Below are 16,240 nucleotides of genomic sequence, written 5' to 3'. Positions count from 1 at the left end.
AGGGCGAACTATCCGATACGCGACGTTTCCGTGTCGCGTTTACATAAGAAAAGCAGCTGCAAGCTACAAGTTTCAAGCTGCAAGCTTCTATCTTGCAGCTAGCCGCTTGAAGCTTGCCGCTGCTCTGAAACGACAAAGGCCACCCGAAGGTGGCCTTTGCTGCTGGAGCTAAAAAGTCAGCCGAAGCTTACTTCTTCACTTCCCAGCCAGTCAGCTCGGCCAGGGCCTTGCCGATGTCTGCCAGCGAACGCACGGTTTTAACGCCTGCGTCTTGCAGCGCAGCGAATTTCTCGTCTGCAGTGCCTTTGCCGCCAGAGATGATTGCGCCAGCATGGCCCATGCGCTTGCCCGGAGGAGCAGTCACACCAGCGATGTAGGAAACAACCGGCTTGGTCACGTTAGCCTTGATGTAGGCAGCCGCTTCTTCTTCAGCCGAACCGCCGATCTCGCCGATCATCACGATCGCCTCGGTCTTCGGGTCTTCCTGGAACAGCTTCAGGATGTCGATGAAGTTCGAACCCGGGATCGGGTCACCGCCGATGCCGACGCAAGTCGACTGACCGAAACCGGCGTCAGTGGTCTGCTTCACAGCTTCGTAGGTCAGGGTGCCGGAACGCGAAACGATACCGACCTTGCCTGGCAAGTGAATGTGACCTGGCATGATGCCGATCTTGCATTCGCCTGGAGTGATCACGCCTGGGCAGTTAGGGCCGATCAGGACTACGCCCAGCTCGTCGCACTTAACCTTGGCGTCCAGCATGTCCAGGGTAGGAATGCCTTCGGTGATGCAGACGATCAGCTTGATGCCGCCGAATGCCGCTTCCAGGATCGAGTCCTTGCAGAACGGAGCCGGAACGTAGATCACGCTGGCGGTAGCGCCGGTGGCAGCTACTGCGTCTTTGACAGTGTTGAACACTGGCAGACCCAGGTGCTCGGTGCCGCCCTTGCCCGGAGTTACGCCGCCAACCATCTTGGTGCCGTATTCGATGGCTTGCTGGGTGTGGAAACTACCTTGCGAACCGGTAATACCCTGGCAGATAACTTTGGTGTCTTTATTGATCAGGACGCTCATTATTTGCCCTCCGCAGCTTTGACAACTTGTTGAGCAGCGTCGGTCAGGCTGGTAGCAGCGATGATGTTCAAACCGCTTTCTGCCAGTACTTTAGCGCCCAGCTCAGCGTTGTTGCCTTCAAGGCGAACAACAACCGGGATTTTCACGCCGACTTCTTTCACGGCGCCGATGATGCCTTCGGCAATCATGTCGCAGCGAACGATGCCGCCGAAGATGTTGACCAGTACTGCCGCCACGTTCTGGTCGGACAGGATGATCTTGAACGCTTCAGTAACGCGTTCCTTGGTAGCGCCACCACCTACGTCGAGGAAGTTGGCTGGCTTGCCGCCATGCAGGTTGACGATGTCCATGGTACCCATGGCCAGACCGGCACCGTTGACCATGCAGCCGATGTTGCCTTCCAGGGCTACGTAGTTCAGTTCGAACTTGGCAGCGTGCGCTTCGCGCGGATCGTCCTGCGACGGATCGTGGAAAGCCTTCAGCTTAGGCTGACGGTACATGGCGTTGGCGTCGATGTTGATCTTGGCGTCGAGGCAATGCAGATCGCCGTCAGCCTTGATCACCAGCGGGTTCACTTCCAGCAGAGCCAGGTCGTGGTCTTTGAACAGCTTGGCCAGACCGACGAAGATCTTGGCGAACTGAGTGACCTGCTTGCCTTCCAGACCCAGCTGGAATGCCAGCTCGCGACCCTGGGATGGCTGAGCGCCAACCAGTGGATCGATAGTGGCCTTGAGAATTTTTTCTGGAGTGTCGTGAGCGATTTTCTCGATGTCCACGCCACCTTCGGTGGAAGCCATGAACACGATGCGACGGCTCGAACGGTCAACGACAGCGCCCAGGTACAGCTCTTTAGCGATATCAGTGCACGATTCAACCAGGATCTTGGTGACTGGCTGGCCATTGGCGTCAGTCTGGTAAGTCACCAGACGCTTGCCCAGCCACTGCTGTGCGAAGGCTTTGGCGTCTTCTTTGCTGCGAACCAGCTTTACGCCGCCCGCTTTACCGCGACCACCGGCGTGAACCTGGGCTTTGACGACCCACTCGTTGCCGCCGATCTTGTCGCAAGCTTCTGCTGCTGCTTCCGGGGTGTCTACTGCATAACCAGTGGAAACTGGCAGGCCGTATTCAGCGAACAGCTGCTTACCCTGATACTCGTGAAGATTCATGCTTTTTACCGTCTTCGTTAGGTACTGCGCATTCGGCGCTGCGCTCGTTTGAGTGCCGCGCCACCTGTGACTGCTGCTTGCGTAGCTGGGCTACGCAAGACTGCGTCCGGCGGACATTCCGCGGTGAGTCTTGCTCGCAAGGCTCACGACGGGCCGCTACCGCCGTGGTTTCTTATTATGTCTTAACGCTTCTTGCGGTTGGCAATGTGAATGGCGCCGCCATTCACTGCCAGAGCAGCTTCGTGCAAGGCTTCGGACAGGGTCGGATGGGAGAAAACCATCATGCCCAGGTCTTCAGCGCTGGTGCCGAATTCCATACCGATCGCGCCCTGCTGAACCAGTTCTGCAGCGCTCGGGCCAATCACGTGCACGCCCAATACGCGGTCGGTCTTGGCATCGGCGATGACCTTGACGAAACCACCGGTATCGTTGGCAGCCATGGCACGGCCGGAAGCGGCGAACGGGAAGGTGCCGACGTTGACTTCAACGCCTTCGGCCTTCAGCGCCTGCTCGGTTTTGCCAACCCACGCGATTTCCGGGTGAGTATAAATAACCGAAGGGATCAAATCATAGTTCATCTGAGCCTTGTGGCCCTTGATGCGCTCGACAACCATGATGCCTTCTTCCGAAGCCTTGTGGGCCAGCATCATGCCGCGAACCACGTCGCCGATGGCGAAGACGCCCGGTACAGCTGTGACGCAATGGTCATCGACCGCGATGAAACCGCGCTCGTCGATTTCCACGCCGCAGTCGGCAGACAGCAGATCAGTGGTCACCGGACGGCGACCAACGGCTACGATCAGCTTGTCGAAAGTGATGGTCTGTTCGCCGTTGGCATCGGTGTAGTTGACGACGACTTCTTCGCCGTTGACTTTCGAACCGGTAACGCGAGCGCCCAGCTTGATGTCCAGACCCTGTTTGGTCAGGGTTTTCAGCGCTTCCTTGGAAACAGCGGTGTCCGCTGCCATCAGGAAAGTGTCCAGTGCTTCGAGAACAGTCACTTCTGCACCCAGACGCGACCATACCGAACCCAGCTCCAGACCGATCACGCCAGCGCCGATCACGCCCAGGCGTTTAGGTACGGACTGGAATTCCAGAGCGCCAGTCGAATCGACGATGACTTTCTGGTCAACCGGAGCCGGTGGAATGTCGATCGGACGCGAACCTGGCGCGAGAATGACGTTTTCCGCTTCGATGACTTCAACCGAACCGTCCGGCTTGGTGACTTCGACTTTCTTGCCGGCCAGCAGCTTGCCGTGGCCCTGGATCGAAGTAACGCCGTTGGCCTTGAACAGGGTGGCAACGCCGCCGGTCAGGTTCTTGACGATGCCAGCCTTGCGGCCAACCATCGCAGCGACGTCCATTTTGACTTCGCCGGTCGAGATACCGTGAACGTTGAAGCTCTCTTTGGCTTCCTTGTATTTCCACGAGCTGTCGAGCAGCGCCTTGGAAGGAATGCAACCCACGTTCAGGCAGGTACCGCCCAGGGCTTGCTTGCCCTCTGCGTCGGTGTACTTCTCGATGCAGGCAGTGGTCAGGCCCAACTGAGCAGCCTTGATGGCCGCTACATAGCCACCAGGGCCGGCACCGATCACTACTACGTCAAATTTCTGCGACATTCAAAAAATCCTCTTTAGCAATAAAGCTACAAGCCGCAAGCTTCAAGCTGCAAGCCCACCCGCTCGCCTTGAGCTTGAGGCTTGTAGCTGAAAGCTTGCAGCTGCTTTTTAGATATCCAGCAACAGACGAGCCGGATCTTCCAGCAGGTTCTTGATGGTCACCAGGAAGGTCACAGCTTCTTTGCCATCGATCAGACGGTGATCGTAGGACAGAGCCAGGTACATCATCGGACGGATCACGACCTGACCATTGATGGCCATCGGACGCTGGATGATGTTGTGCATGCCCAGGATCGCTGCCTGCGGCGGGTTGACGATCGGCGTCGACATCATCGAACCGAAGGTACCACCGTTGGTGATGGTGAAGGTACCACCGGTCATCTCGTCCATCGACAGTTTGCCGTCACGGGCTTTCTTGCCAAATGTTGCGATGCCGCCTTCGATTTCAGCCAGGCTCATCAGCTCGGCGTTACGCAGAACCGGTACCACCAGGCCACGGTCGCTGGAAACGGCGACGCCGATGTCCGCATAGCCGTGGTAAACGATGTCGCCGCCGTCGATCGACGCGTTGACAGCCGGGAAGCGTTTCAGCGCTTCGGTGGCCGCTTTCACGAAGAACGACATGAAGCCCAGGCGTACGCCGTTGTGGGACTTCTCGAACAGGTCCTTGTACTTCGAACGCAGGGCCATGACTTCGGTCATGTCGACTTCGTTGAACGTGGTCAGCATCGCCATGTTCGACTGGGCTTCAACCAGACGCTTGGCCACAGTGGCACGTACGCGAGTCATCGGTACGCGCTTCTCGATGCGGTCGCCAGCAGCGAACACAGGCGCAGCAGCCGAAGGAGCAGCAGCCTTGGCAGGTGCGGCAGCCGGAGCAGCTTTCTTCGCAGCAACAGCGGCAACCACGTCTTCCTTGGTCACACGACCGCTCTTGCCGGTGCCGGCAACGGAAGCGATGTTGATGCCGTTCTCTTCAGCCAGCTTGCGCGCGGCAGGAGCGGCGATCGGGTCATCTTCGCCATCGGCAGCAGCCGGTGCGGCAGCGGCAGTAGCAGCCGGAGCAGCAGCGGCGGCAGGAGCGGCAGCAGCAGCGCTGCCCTCTTCGATCGAGCCCAGGACCTGGTTCGACAGAACGGTAGCGCCCTCTTCGGCAACGATTGCGCCCAGCACGCCGTCAGCTTCAGCCAACACTTCGAGCACGACTTTGTCGGTTTCGATGTCGACGATCAGGTCGTCACGCTTGACGGCCTCACCTGGTTTCTTGTGCCAGGTGGCAACGGTGCCATCGGCAACCGATTCCGGGAATGACGGGGCTTTGATTTCGATAGCCATTATCTGTGGGTCCTTAAAATTCGGTTTCAGTCAGCGCGAAGGCGTTAAACAGTGAAAGCATCTTGCAGCAGTTTTTCCTGCTGCTCGGCGTGCATCGATGCGTAACCACAAGCTGGCGCAGCCGAAGCCTCACGGCCCGCGTACTCAAGTACGAGAGTCTTGTCGAGGTTGGCGATGCTGCGACGCAAGTGATGCTGGCTGCAGTACCAGGCACCCTGGTTCATCGGCTCTTCCTGACACCAAACGGCGTGTTTGACGTTGGTGTATGGAGCCAGGACTTCTTTCAAGTCGTCCTCAGGGAACGGATACAGCTGCTCGATACGCACGATGGCGATATCTTCGCGGCCTTCGGCACGGCGTTTTTCCAGCAGGTCGTAGTAGACCTTGCCGCTGCACAGAACCACGCGCTCGACCTTTTTCGGGTCCAGTGCATCGATTTCCGGGATCACGGTCTGGAACGAACCTTCGGCCAGATCTTCCAGCGTCGAGATGGCCAGCTTGTGGCGCAGCAGCGACTTCGGCGTCAGCACGACCAGCGGCTTGCGCAGCGGACGAATCACCTGACGACGCAGCAAGTGGTAGATCTGCGCTGGCGTGGTCGGCATGCACACCTGAATGTTGTGCTCGGCGCACAGCTGCAGGTAACGCTCAAGACGAGCCGAGCTGTGCTCAGGGCCCTGACCTTCGTAACCGTGTGGCAGCAGCATGGTCAGACCGCAGAGACGGCCCCACTTGTGCTCGCCGCTGGTGATGAACTGGTCGATCACGACCTGAGCACCGTTGGCGAAGTCGCCGAACTGGGCTTCCCAGATCACCAGCGCGTTTGGCGTGGTGGTCGAGTAACCGTATTCGAATGCCAGTACCGCTTCTTCCGAGAGGAACGAGTCGTACAGGTCGAAACGTGGCTGACCGTCGTACAGGTTCTGCAGCGGAATGTAGGTGCCCGCGTCTTTCTGGTTGTGCAACACAGCGTGACGGTGCGAGAACGTACCGCGGCCGATGTCCTGACCAGTCATGCGAATCGGGTGACCTTCGAACGCCAGGGTCGCGTACGCCATGGTTTCGGCGTAACCCCAGTTGATCGGCAGGCCGCCGGCTTGCATCTTCTGACGGTCTTCGTAGATCTTCGCGACCTGACGCTGAACGACGAAGCCTTCCGGAATTTCCAGCAGCTTGGCGGACAGTTCTTGCAAGGTTTTGAGATCGAAACGCGTGTCGTGACGCGCAGTCCAGGCGTGGCCCAGGTACGGACGCCAGTCGACGAACAGCTCTTTGTTCGGCTCCTTGACCAGCGATTTCACCACGTGCAGACCGTTGTCCAGCGCGTTGCGGTATTCGTCGACCTTGGCCTGAACACGTTCAGCGTCGAGCACACCGGCCTGGGTCAGGCGTTCAGCGTACAGCTCGCGGGTGGTGCGCTGCTTGGTGATCTGCTGATACATCAGGGGCTGGGTGCCGCTTGGCTCGTCGGCCTCGTTGTGGCCGCGACGACGGTAGCAGACCAGATCGATGACCACGTCACGCTTGAATTGCATGCGGTAGTCGATGGCCAGCTGGGTCACGAACAGCACGGCTTCCGGATCATCACCATTCACATGGAGAATCGGCGCCTGGATCATCTTGGCAACGTCGGTGGCGTACTCGGTGGAACGCGAGTCCAGCGGGTTGCTGATGGTGAAACCGACCTGGTTGTTGATTACGATGTGCACGGTACCGCCGGTCTTGAAACCGCGGGTCTGAGACATCTGGAAGGTTTCCATGACCACGCCCTGACCGGCGAATGCCGCGTCACCGTGGATGGAGATCGGCAGAACTTTCTCACCGGTCAGGTCGTTGCGACGGTCCTGACGGGCGCGCACCGAACCTTCGACCACCGGGGAAACGATTTCCAGGTGGGACGGGTTGAACGCCATGGCCAGATGAACTTCACCGCCGGTGGTCATCACGTTGGACGAGAAGCCCTGGTGGTATTTAACGTCACCGGAACCCAGCTCGACCTTCTTCTTGCCTTCGAACTCGTCGAACAGCTCGCGCGGGTTCTTGCCGAAGGTGTTGACCAGCACGTTCAGACGGCCACGGTGGGCCATGCCGATGACGACTTCCTTGGTACCGTACGAGCCGGAACGCTGGATCAGTTCGTCGAGCATCGGAATCAGGCTTTCGCCGCCTTCCAGACCGAAACGCTTGGTGCCCGGGTATTTGGTGCCCAGGTATTTTTCCAGGCCTTCACCGGCAGTCACGCGCTCAAGCAGGTGGCTCTTGATGTCGGCGGAGTACGTCGGACGACCACGCACGCTTTCCAGACGCTGCTGGAACCACTGGCGCTGCTCGGAATCGGTGATGTGCGTGAATTCAGCGCCGATGGTGCGGCAATATGTCTGCTGCAACGCTTCGTGAATTTCGCGTAGGCTCGCTTCCTCTTTGCCGATGAACAGGTCGCCGGCACGGAAGGTCGTATCAAGATCGGCATTGGTCAAGCCGTAATGATTGATCGACAGGTCTGCAGGTGCAGGACGCTGCCACAGCCCCAGCGGGTCAAGCTGGGCTGCCTGGTGGCCACGCATACGGTAGGCCTGGATCAATCGCAGCACTTCAACTTGCTTCTTCTCGTGCTCACTGCTCACGCTTCCGGCGGAAACCGGTTGGGCGCGGCGCTGGTTCTTTGCCAGCAGCACGAAATGATCGCGAATCGTCGAGTGCGAAACATCAGTGGCAGAGTTGCCGTCGGCTGGCAACTTCTGAAAGTAGGTGCGCCACTCTTCTGGCACAGCGTTAGGGTCGTGCAGGTAGAGCTCATAAAGCTCTTCCACATAGGCAGCGTTTCCACCTGAAAGGTAGGCGCTGTTCCACATGCGCTGCATCACGCTTTCTTGCATGCTTGGTCACCCTCGGTTAGGGGAACACCATCGGTGTCGACACCGAGCAAACTTGCAGAAGTCCGAATGCAGCGACTAAAACAAGCCACCTAGGATCACACTGATAGTCCGGGTACCAGCCCGGATGCCCCTGCTTGTCTCATTTCTTCAAAAGAAGAGCTGCAGCTTATGGCTACTGCTCTGGTTATAGCCATGACGCGGGTTGAAGCCCGCGCCACAGCCTCTACGGTGCAACGGTTACAGCAGCTGAATCACACGCCGCTCGAAAGCAGCATGTTACGGATGTGACCGATGGCCTTAGTCGGGTTCAGGCCTTTCGGACATACGTTGACGCAGTTCATGATGCCCCGGCAGCGGAAAACGCTGAATGGGTCGTCAAGTGAAGCCAGACGTTCGCTGGTCTTGGTGTCACGGCTGTCTGCCAGGAAGCGGTAGGCTTGCAGCAGTGCAGCTGGACCCAGGAACTTGTCCGGGTTCCACCAGAAGGACGGGCAAGAGGTCGAGCAGCAGGCGCACAGGATGCACTCGTACAGACCGTCGAGCTTTTCGCGCTCTTCTGGCGACTGCAGACGCTCGATGGCCGGAGCCGGCGTGTCGTTCTGCAGGTAAGGCTTCACCTTCTCGTATTGCTTGTAGAAGATGCTCATATCGACGACCAGGTCACGGATAACCGGCAAACCTGGCAGCGGACGAACGATCAGTTTGTTGCCTTTTACAACGGCAGACAGCGGCGTGATGCAGGCCAGACCGTTCTTGCCGTTGATGTTCATGCCGTCGGAGCCGCAGACGCCTTCACGGCAGGAGCGACGATAGGAGAAACCTTCGTCCTGCTCTTTGATCAGGGCCAGCACGTCCAGCACCATCAGGTCTTTACCACCGGTATCGACCTGGAAATCCTGCATGAACGGCGCAGCGTCCTGATCAGGGTTGTAGCGATAAACACTGACTTGCAACATGGCGGTCACCCTTAATAAGTCCGGACTTTAGGTTCGAAAGTCGGAACAGTCTTCGGCGAGAAGTTCACGGCACGCTTGGTGACGCGCTTGTCACCCGGGAAGTACAGGGTGTGGCACAGCCAGTTTTCGTCATCACGGTCTTCGAAGTCTTCACGGGCGTGAGCGCCGCGGGACTCTTTACGGACTTCGGCCGCGATGGCGGTAGCTTCAGCCACTTCCAGCAGGTTCTGCAGTTCCAGCGCTTCGATACGTGCAGTGTTGAACGCCTGCGACTTGTCGTTGATCTTCACGTTGGCGATACGCTTGCGCAGATCGGCCAGCTGAGCGATGCCCTTCTGCATGTATTCGCCGGTACGGAATACACCGAAGTAGTTTTGCATGCAGCTTTGCAGCTCGCGACGCAGGGTGGCAACGTCTTCACCGTCGGTACGGTTGTTCAGCGCGTTCAGACGCGACAGTGCAGCTTCGATGTCGGACTCGGTAGCGTCGTCGTATTCGATGCCATCGGTCAACGCCTTTTCCAGGTGCAGGCCGGCAGCGCGACCGAATACCACCAGGTCGAGCAGCGAGTTGCCGCCCAGACGATTCGCACCGTGTACCGATACGCAAGCCACTTCGCCTACCGCGAACAGGCCAGGAATGATCTGGTCCTGACCTTCGGCGTTCTGGGTGATCGCCTGGCCATGAATGTTGGTGGCAACGCCGCCCATCATGTAGTGGCAGGTCGGCACAACCGGAACCGGAGCAACGACCGGGTCAACGTGGGCGAAAGTCTTCGACAGTTCGCAGATGCCTGGCAGACGGCTGTGCAGCACTTCCTCGCCCAGGTGGTCGAGTTTGAGCATCACGTGGTCGCCATTCGGACCGCAACCGTTGCCTGCGATGATTTCCTTGACCATCGAACGGGCAACCACGTCACGACCAGCCAGGTCTTTCGCGTTCGGAGCATAACGCTCCATGAAACGCTCGCCGTGCTTGTTGATCAGGTAACCACCTTCACCACGGCAACCTTCGGTAACCAGTACACCGGCGCCGGCGATGCCGGTCGGGTGGAACTGCCACATTTCGATGTCTTGTACCGGCACGCCAGCACGCAGAGCCATGCCGACGCCGTCACCGGTGTTGATCAGGGCGTTGGTGGTGGACGCGTAGATACGGCCTGCACCGCCAGTGGCCAGAACGGTGGCCTTGGCACGGATGTAGGAGGTTTCGCCGGTTTCGATGCAGATCGCGATCACGCCCACGAATTCGCCTTCCTGGTTTTTCACCAGATCAACAGCGTAGTACTCGTTGAGGAACGTGGTGCCGGCTTTCAGGTTGCCCTGATAAAGCGTGTGCAGCAGCGCGTGACCGGTACGGTCGGACGCAGCGCAAGTACGTGCAGCCTGACCGCCCTTGCCGTAGTCCTTGGACTGGCCACCGAACGGACGCTGGTAGATGCGGCCTTGCTCGGTACGCGAGAACGGCAGACCCATGTGGTCCAGCTCGAACACGGCAGCCGGGCCTTCCTGACACATGTATTCGATAGCGTCCTGGTCACCGATATAGTCGGAACCCTTGACGGTATCGTACATGTGCCAGCGCCAGTCATCGTTCGGGTCAGCGGAAGCGATGGCGCAAGTGATGCCGCCCTGTGCGGATACAGTGTGCGAACGGGTCGGGAAAACCTTGGTGATCACCGCAGTCTTGTGGCCGCCCTGTGCCAGCTGCAGCGCAGCGCGCATGCCGGCACCGCCACCACCAATAATGATGGCGTCGAAAGAAATCGTTGGAATGTTAGCCATGAATCAGATACCCCAGAGAATCTGCACACCCCAGACGAAGTAAGCGAACATCGCAACGCCGCATACTGCCTGGAAAAGGAAACGTATCGCCGTTGCGGACTTGCCGAACGCCATTGGCGTCAGGTAGTCGGTCGCGATGGTCCACATGCCGACCCAGGCGTGAGCGCCCAGAGCAACAAGGGCCAGCAGGCTGAAAATACGCATTCCGTTATGAGCGAACAGTTCATGCCACTGGGCATACTCGAGGCCGGGATTGGCGACGATGTATCCGATCAGAAAGATGAAGTAAGCCGCGAGAACGACCGCAGACACACGCTGTGCCATCCAGTCATAGAGGCCCGAACGCGACAGGTTAGTGACGTTAGTTACCATATCCAGACTCCTGCCAGAACGATTACCACCACGGAAACGGCGATAACGATTTTCGAGCCCAGTTTGCCGCCTTCCAGCGTCTCACCGATGCCCATGTCCATGATCAAGTGGCGCACACCGGCTACCAGGTGATACAGCAGAGCGGACAGGATGCCCCAAATCACTAGCTTGGCTAGCGGACTGGTCAGACACGCTTTCACCTGACCGAAGCCTTCCTCGGAGCTCAGCGACTTGTCCAATGCATAAAGCATGATGGCAAGGCACACGAAGAGGATGACACCGGAGATACGGTGAAGAATGGACGTGTAAGCAGTGACTGGGAGTTTGATGGTCCTTAGGTCTAGGTTTACAGGTCGTTGGCTTTTCACGGCTTTTTTTTCACACTGAAGAGCCCCTAACAATCAGGGCAAAGTTGTTGGGGAGTGCACTGGTCAGGTAACCACCACCCAGGGATGCGACCCCCAATGAAAGCAAGCCCAAAAGCCCTTGGCGGTCGGTGGCCGAGTATAGACAGTTAGGCTACTAATGACAACGCGTTCACCTACCCCCAATAGCGGATTGCACAAGTTGCATAAAAGGCGTAAATGGCAGGCAATTTCGAGGAAAAAGTCGGCTTAAAGCCTTCTGGAGCAAGACTTTAGGCAAATTGACATTCGAATTTATCTCACTATAGTGGTGCGGGCCCTGCGTGGGGGGTCTGTCTGATGGTTCAAGCATAAATAGGAGGCCACATGGCTGACAAAAAAGCGCAGTTGATCATCGAGGGCGCAGCCCCCGTCGAGCTGCCCATTTTAACCGGCACCGTTGGTCCCGATGTAATCGATGTTCGGGGCCTGACGGCCACGGGCCGCTTCACTTTCGACCCGGGTTTCATGTCGACCGCCTCGTGCGAATCGAAAATCACCTATATCGACGGCGACAACGGCATTTTGTTGCACCGCGGTTATCCGATCGAACAGCTGGCTGAAAAGTCGGACTACCTGGAAACCTGCTACCTGCTGCTCAACGGCGAACTGCCGACCGCAGAACAGAAGGCCCAGTTCGTCAGCACCGTGAAAAACCACACCATGGTTCACGAGCAGCTGAAAACCTTCTTCAACGGTTTCCGTCGCGACGCCCACCCGATGGCCGTCATGTGCGGTGTAGTCGGCGCCCTCTCGGCCTTCTACCACGACTCCCTGGACATCAATAACCCGCAGCATCGCGAAATCTCCGCGATCCGTCTGGTTGCGAAGATGCCGACCCTGGCAGCGATGGTCTACAAGTACTCCATGGGCCAACCCATGATGTACCCGCGCAACGACCTGACGTACGCGGAAAACTTCCTGCACATGATGTTCAACACCCCGTGCGAGATCAAACCGATCAGCCCGGTACTCGCCAAGGCCATGGACCGGATCTTCATCCTCCACGCCGACCACGAGCAGAACGCTTCGACCTCCACTGTGCGTCTGGCCGGCTCTTCGGGTGCCAACCCGTTCGCCTGTATCGCCGCCGGTATCGCCGCACTGTGGGGCCCTGCCCATGGCGGTGCGAACGAAGCCGTGTTGACCATGCTCGACGAGATTGGCGATGTGTCGAACATCGACAAGTTCATCGCCAAGGCCAAGGACAAGAACGATCCGTTCAAGTTGATGGGCTTCGGTCACCGCGTCTACAAGAACCGCGACCCTCGCGCGACTGTTATGAAGCAGACCTGCGATGAAGTGTTGAAGGAACTGGGCATCAACAACGATCCGCAACTCGAACTGGCCATGCGCCTGGAAGAGATCGCCCTGACCGACCCGTACTTCATCGAGCGCTCGCTGTATCCAAACGTCGACTTCTACTCGGGGATCATCCTCAAGGCGATCGGCATTCCAACCAGCATGTTCACGGTGATTTTCGCCCTGGCACGTACCGTGGGCTGGATTTCGCACTGGAAGGAAATGCTCTCGAGCCCGTACAAGATTGGCCGCCCGCGCCAGCTGTACACCGGTTACGAGTCGCGTGACATTACTTCGCTGGAAGATCGCAAATAAGTTTTTTCTTTTTGTGATGGTTTAGTGGTGTGTCAGGAACGGCCTCTTATATAGAGGCCGTTTTTGTTTCTGTTGGTGTTCATTGGATTGGGGGCATATCCGTTGCTGCGGTAACGGCTTCTTATGGTTTCGCTCTTACAGCGAGTCCCTTTTTCAAACGCCAAAAAGGAACCAAAAGGCTTTGCCCCGGCGTACGGCCCGCTCGCTAAAGCTCGGGGTTCCTTCGTTACGGGACCCATCCGGGCGCAGCGGCTACGGTTTGCTTCGCTGCACCTCCTTCCGCTGTGTACGACTGCGTCGTACGGTCGCTGCGCTCCCACACCCGGATCGATCCCTTCACTCAGCCTGCCGAAGGGGCAAAAGATCAAAAGCCGGATCAAAAGCCAAAGCAAAAGCAGAAGCCAGATCAAAAGATCGCAGCCTTCGGCAGCTCCTACAGTTGGATCGCGTACCACTTCAAGAACAGGTCGGCTGTCAGGCCGCCTTCGCGAGCAGGCTCGCTCCCACAAAAAGCAAAAAAGCAAAGCAGCGCAGCTGCCCGCGGCGAAGCCGCACCACTCAACAATGAGCGCAAGCGCGAGTGCTTTTGATCTTGATCCACCGGCGACGTCGGAAGGCTGAGTGGAGGGATTGATCCGGGCGTGGGAGCGTAGCGACCGTCTGGCGCAGCCAGACACAGCGGAAGGAGGTGCAGCGAAGCAAACCGGAGCCGCTGCGCCCGGATCGATCCCGCAGCGAAGGAACCCGAGCCTGCGAGGGCCGAACGCAGGAGCAAGCCTTTTGGGTTACCTTTTCGCTGGGCCGGCACTCCGGCGTTTGGAAAAGGTGACTCGCCGTAAGGGCGAAACCCTAAGCCGCCGTTACCGCAGCAACGGATATACACACCAAACCAACCGATAACCGCCCACAAAAAAACGCCCCAATCTCTCAATCAGGGCGTTTTCTTGAAGCTTGCAGCTTGCAGCTTACATCTGATCTCTTAGTGCGAAACCGCCCCACTCGCCCCCAACCCGGTCTGTGAACGCACAAACTGCGGGAAGAACAGCGCCCGCTCGTTATCCGCAGCCGCCGACTTGTCAGTGATCGAGAAGAACCAGATCCCGATAAAGGCAATCATCATCGAGAACAGCGCCGGATACTCATAAGGGAAGATCGCCTTCTCGTGATGCAGAATCTGCACCCAGATGGTCGGGCCGAGGATCATCAGACCAACAGCACTCACCAGACCCAGCCAGCCACCAATCATCGCGCCGCGAGTGGTCAGCTTCTTCCAGTACATCGAAAGCAGCAGTACCGGGAAGTTGCAGCTCGCCGCGATGGAGAACGCCAGGCCGACCATGAACGCGATGTTCTGGCTTTCGAACAGAATGCCCAGACCAATCGCCAGCACCGCCAGGGCGATGGTGGTGATCTTCGACACGCGAATCTCATCCTTCTCGTTGGCTTTGCCCTTCTTGATCACACTGGCGTACAGGTCGTGCGACACCGCCGAAGCACCCGCCAGCGTCAGACCGGCTACCACAGCCAGAATGGTTGCAAACGCCACTGCCGAGATGAAGCCAAGAAAGATGCTGCCGCCCACCGCGTTGGCCAGGTGCACCGCCGCCATGTTGTTGCCGCCGAGCAAGGCGCCCGCTGCATCTTTGAAGGCCGGGTTGGTGCTGACCAGCAGGATCGCGCCGAAGCCGATGATGAAGGTCAGGATGTAGAAGTAGCCAATGAAACCGGTAGCGTACAGCACGCTCTTGCGCGCTTCCTTGGCGTCACTCACGGTGAAGAAGCGCATCAGAATATGCGGCAGGCCAGCGGTGCCGAACATCAGCGCCAGACCCAGCGAGAACGCCGAGATCGGATCCTTGACCAGACCGCCAGGGCTCATGATCGCTTCGCCCTTGGCGTGCACCTTGATCGCTTCGGAGAACAGCGTGTTGAAGTCGAAGCCCACGTGCTTCATTACCATCAGTGCCATGAACGAGGCACCGGACAGCAGCAACACTGCCTTGATGATCTGCACCCAAGTGGTCGCGAGCATGCCGCCGAACAGCACGTACATGCACATCAGCACGCCGACCAGAATCACCGCAACGTGGTAATCGAGGCCGAACAGCAGCTGGATCAGCTTGCCGGCACCGACCATCTGCGCGATCAGGTAGAACGCCACCACCACCAGCGAACCGCAGGCGGACAGGGTGCGGATCTGGGTTTGCCCGAGGCGGTAGGACGCCACGTCGGCAAAGGTGTATTTACCCAGGTTGCGCAGGCGTTCGGCGATCAGGAACAGAATGATCGGCCAGCCCACGAGGAAGCCGATCGAGTAGATCAGGCCGTCGTAGCCGGAGGTGAACACCAGTGCGGAAATCCCCAGGAAGGACGCCGCCGACATGTAGTCGCCAGCGATCGCCAGGCCGTTCTGGAAACCGGTGATCTTGCCGCCCGCCGCATAATAATCGGCGGCCGAGTTGTTTTTCTTCGAAGCCCAGTAAGTGATGTACAACGTCGCGCCGACGAAGGCCACGAACATCAGGATCGCCGGGATGTTCAGCGGCTGTTTGGCCACCTCCCCCGTCAACGCGTCAGCCGCCCAGACACTCGGCGCGAAAGCCGCAACGCTCAATAGAGCCAGTAGACGCCGGATCATTGCTGAGCCTCCTTGAGAATCGCATTGTTCAGGTCGTCGAACTCGCCATTGGCGCGGCGCACGTAGATGCCGGTCAGGACGAAGGCTGAAATGATCAGGCCGACACCGATCGGGATGCCCCAGGTGATCGAGGATTCAGGACTGAGTTTCGCCCCGAGCACGTGCGGCCCGTATGCGATCAGCAGGATGAATGCGGAGTACAGCCCAAGCATGATTGCCGAGAGAATCCAGGCGAATCGTTCCCTTTTCTGAACCAGCTCCTTGAATCGGGGACTGTTTTGAATCGAGAGGTAAATGCTGTCGTTCATTGTTTTTATCCTCGCAGCACAAATTATTGTTGGAACGTAGCTAATGTATGCGGCTGCGAGAGAGGTTCCAGACGACCTTAGTAGTAGATGGCC

The 16,240-nt window shown here is 58.3% G+C and carries 12 protein-coding genes; 1 reads left to right on the top strand and 11 read right to left on the bottom strand.

Annotated features, from left to right (window positions below; translation table 11 throughout):
- Window positions 1-187: 187 nt before the first annotated feature.
- The 9 genes from sucD to sdhC all read right to left on the bottom strand — a co-directional run bounded on the left by sucD (window position 188) and on the right by sdhC (window position 11,548).
- On the bottom strand, window positions 188-1,072 hold the full coding sequence (gene sucD / locus PS14A_RS07175) for a succinate--CoA ligase subunit alpha (protein WP_016773680.1): 885 nt from the start codon (window positions 1,070-1,072) through the stop codon (window positions 188-190).
- Window positions 1,072-2,238 (bottom strand): ADP-forming succinate--CoA ligase subunit beta, encoded by a 1,167-nt coding sequence (gene sucC / locus PS14A_RS07170; protein ID WP_016773679.1) that lies wholly within the window; start codon window positions 2,236-2,238, stop codon window positions 1,072-1,074. The genes sucD and sucC overlap by 1 nt, the downstream gene beginning before the upstream one ends.
- Before the next feature lie 182 nt (window positions 2,239-2,420).
- Entirely contained in the window at window positions 2,421-3,857 is a 1,437-nt protein-coding gene (gene lpdA, locus PS14A_RS07165) for a dihydrolipoyl dehydrogenase (protein ID WP_016773678.1), read from the bottom strand.
- A 108-nt stretch (window positions 3,858-3,965) separates the two neighbouring features.
- Window positions 3,966-5,192, bottom strand: coding sequence for a 2-oxoglutarate dehydrogenase complex dihydrolipoyllysine-residue succinyltransferase (odhB, locus tag PS14A_RS07160; RefSeq protein ID WP_212615604.1), 1,227 nt, complete (start codon window positions 5,190-5,192; stop codon window positions 3,966-3,968).
- 44 nt (window positions 5,193-5,236) lie between these two features.
- Complete coding sequence (locus PS14A_RS07155; protein ID WP_042607586.1) at window positions 5,237-8,068, bottom strand: 2-oxoglutarate dehydrogenase E1 component; 2,832 nt, start codon at window positions 8,066-8,068, stop codon at window positions 5,237-5,239.
- Between the two features lie 251 nt (window positions 8,069-8,319).
- A complete protein-coding gene (locus tag PS14A_RS07150; RefSeq protein ID WP_016773675.1) occupies window positions 8,320-9,024 on the bottom strand; it encodes a succinate dehydrogenase iron-sulfur subunit in 705 nt (234 codons plus the stop codon).
- An 11-nt stretch (window positions 9,025-9,035) separates the two neighbouring features.
- A complete protein-coding gene (sdhA, locus tag PS14A_RS07145; protein WP_024012149.1) occupies window positions 9,036-10,808 on the bottom strand; it encodes a succinate dehydrogenase flavoprotein subunit in 1,773 nt (590 codons plus the stop codon).
- Between the two features lie 3 nt (window positions 10,809-10,811).
- A complete protein-coding gene (gene sdhD, locus PS14A_RS07140; RefSeq protein WP_008049683.1) occupies window positions 10,812-11,180 on the bottom strand; it encodes a succinate dehydrogenase, hydrophobic membrane anchor protein in 369 nt (122 codons plus the stop codon).
- Window positions 11,174-11,548, bottom strand: coding sequence for a succinate dehydrogenase, cytochrome b556 subunit (gene sdhC, locus PS14A_RS07135; RefSeq protein ID WP_016773673.1), 375 nt, complete (start codon window positions 11,546-11,548; stop codon window positions 11,174-11,176). The genes sdhD and sdhC overlap by 7 nt, the downstream gene beginning before the upstream one ends.
- 363 nt (window positions 11,549-11,911) lie before the next feature.
- Here sdhC and gltA point away from each other — a divergent pair, with 363 nt between their 5' ends.
- Complete coding sequence (gltA, locus tag PS14A_RS07130) at window positions 11,912-13,201, top strand: citrate synthase (RefSeq protein ID WP_101158686.1); 1,290 nt, start codon at window positions 11,912-11,914, stop codon at window positions 13,199-13,201.
- A 979-nt stretch (window positions 13,202-14,180) separates the two neighbouring features.
- Here gltA and PS14A_RS07125 read toward each other — a convergent pair.
- Together PS14A_RS07125 and PS14A_RS07120 are read right to left on the bottom strand one after the other, a co-directional pair.
- Entirely contained in the window at window positions 14,181-15,839 is a 1,659-nt protein-coding gene (locus tag PS14A_RS07125) for a cation acetate symporter (RefSeq protein ID WP_016771015.1), read from the bottom strand.
- A complete protein-coding gene (locus PS14A_RS07120) occupies window positions 15,836-16,147 on the bottom strand; it encodes a DUF485 domain-containing protein (protein WP_016771016.1) in 312 nt (103 codons plus the stop codon). Before PS14A_RS07120 ends, PS14A_RS07125 begins: the two co-directional genes overlap by 4 nt.
- Window positions 16,148-16,240: the final 93 nt, after the last annotated feature.

Source organism: Pseudomonas sp. 14A, from assembly GCF_018132745.1.
GTDB lineage: Bacteria > Pseudomonadota > Gammaproteobacteria > Pseudomonadales > Pseudomonadaceae > Aquipseudomonas > Aquipseudomonas mercuritolerans.
Note: the sequence above shows the minus strand (reverse complement) of the source record. Positions and strands in the feature narration are given on the sequence as shown.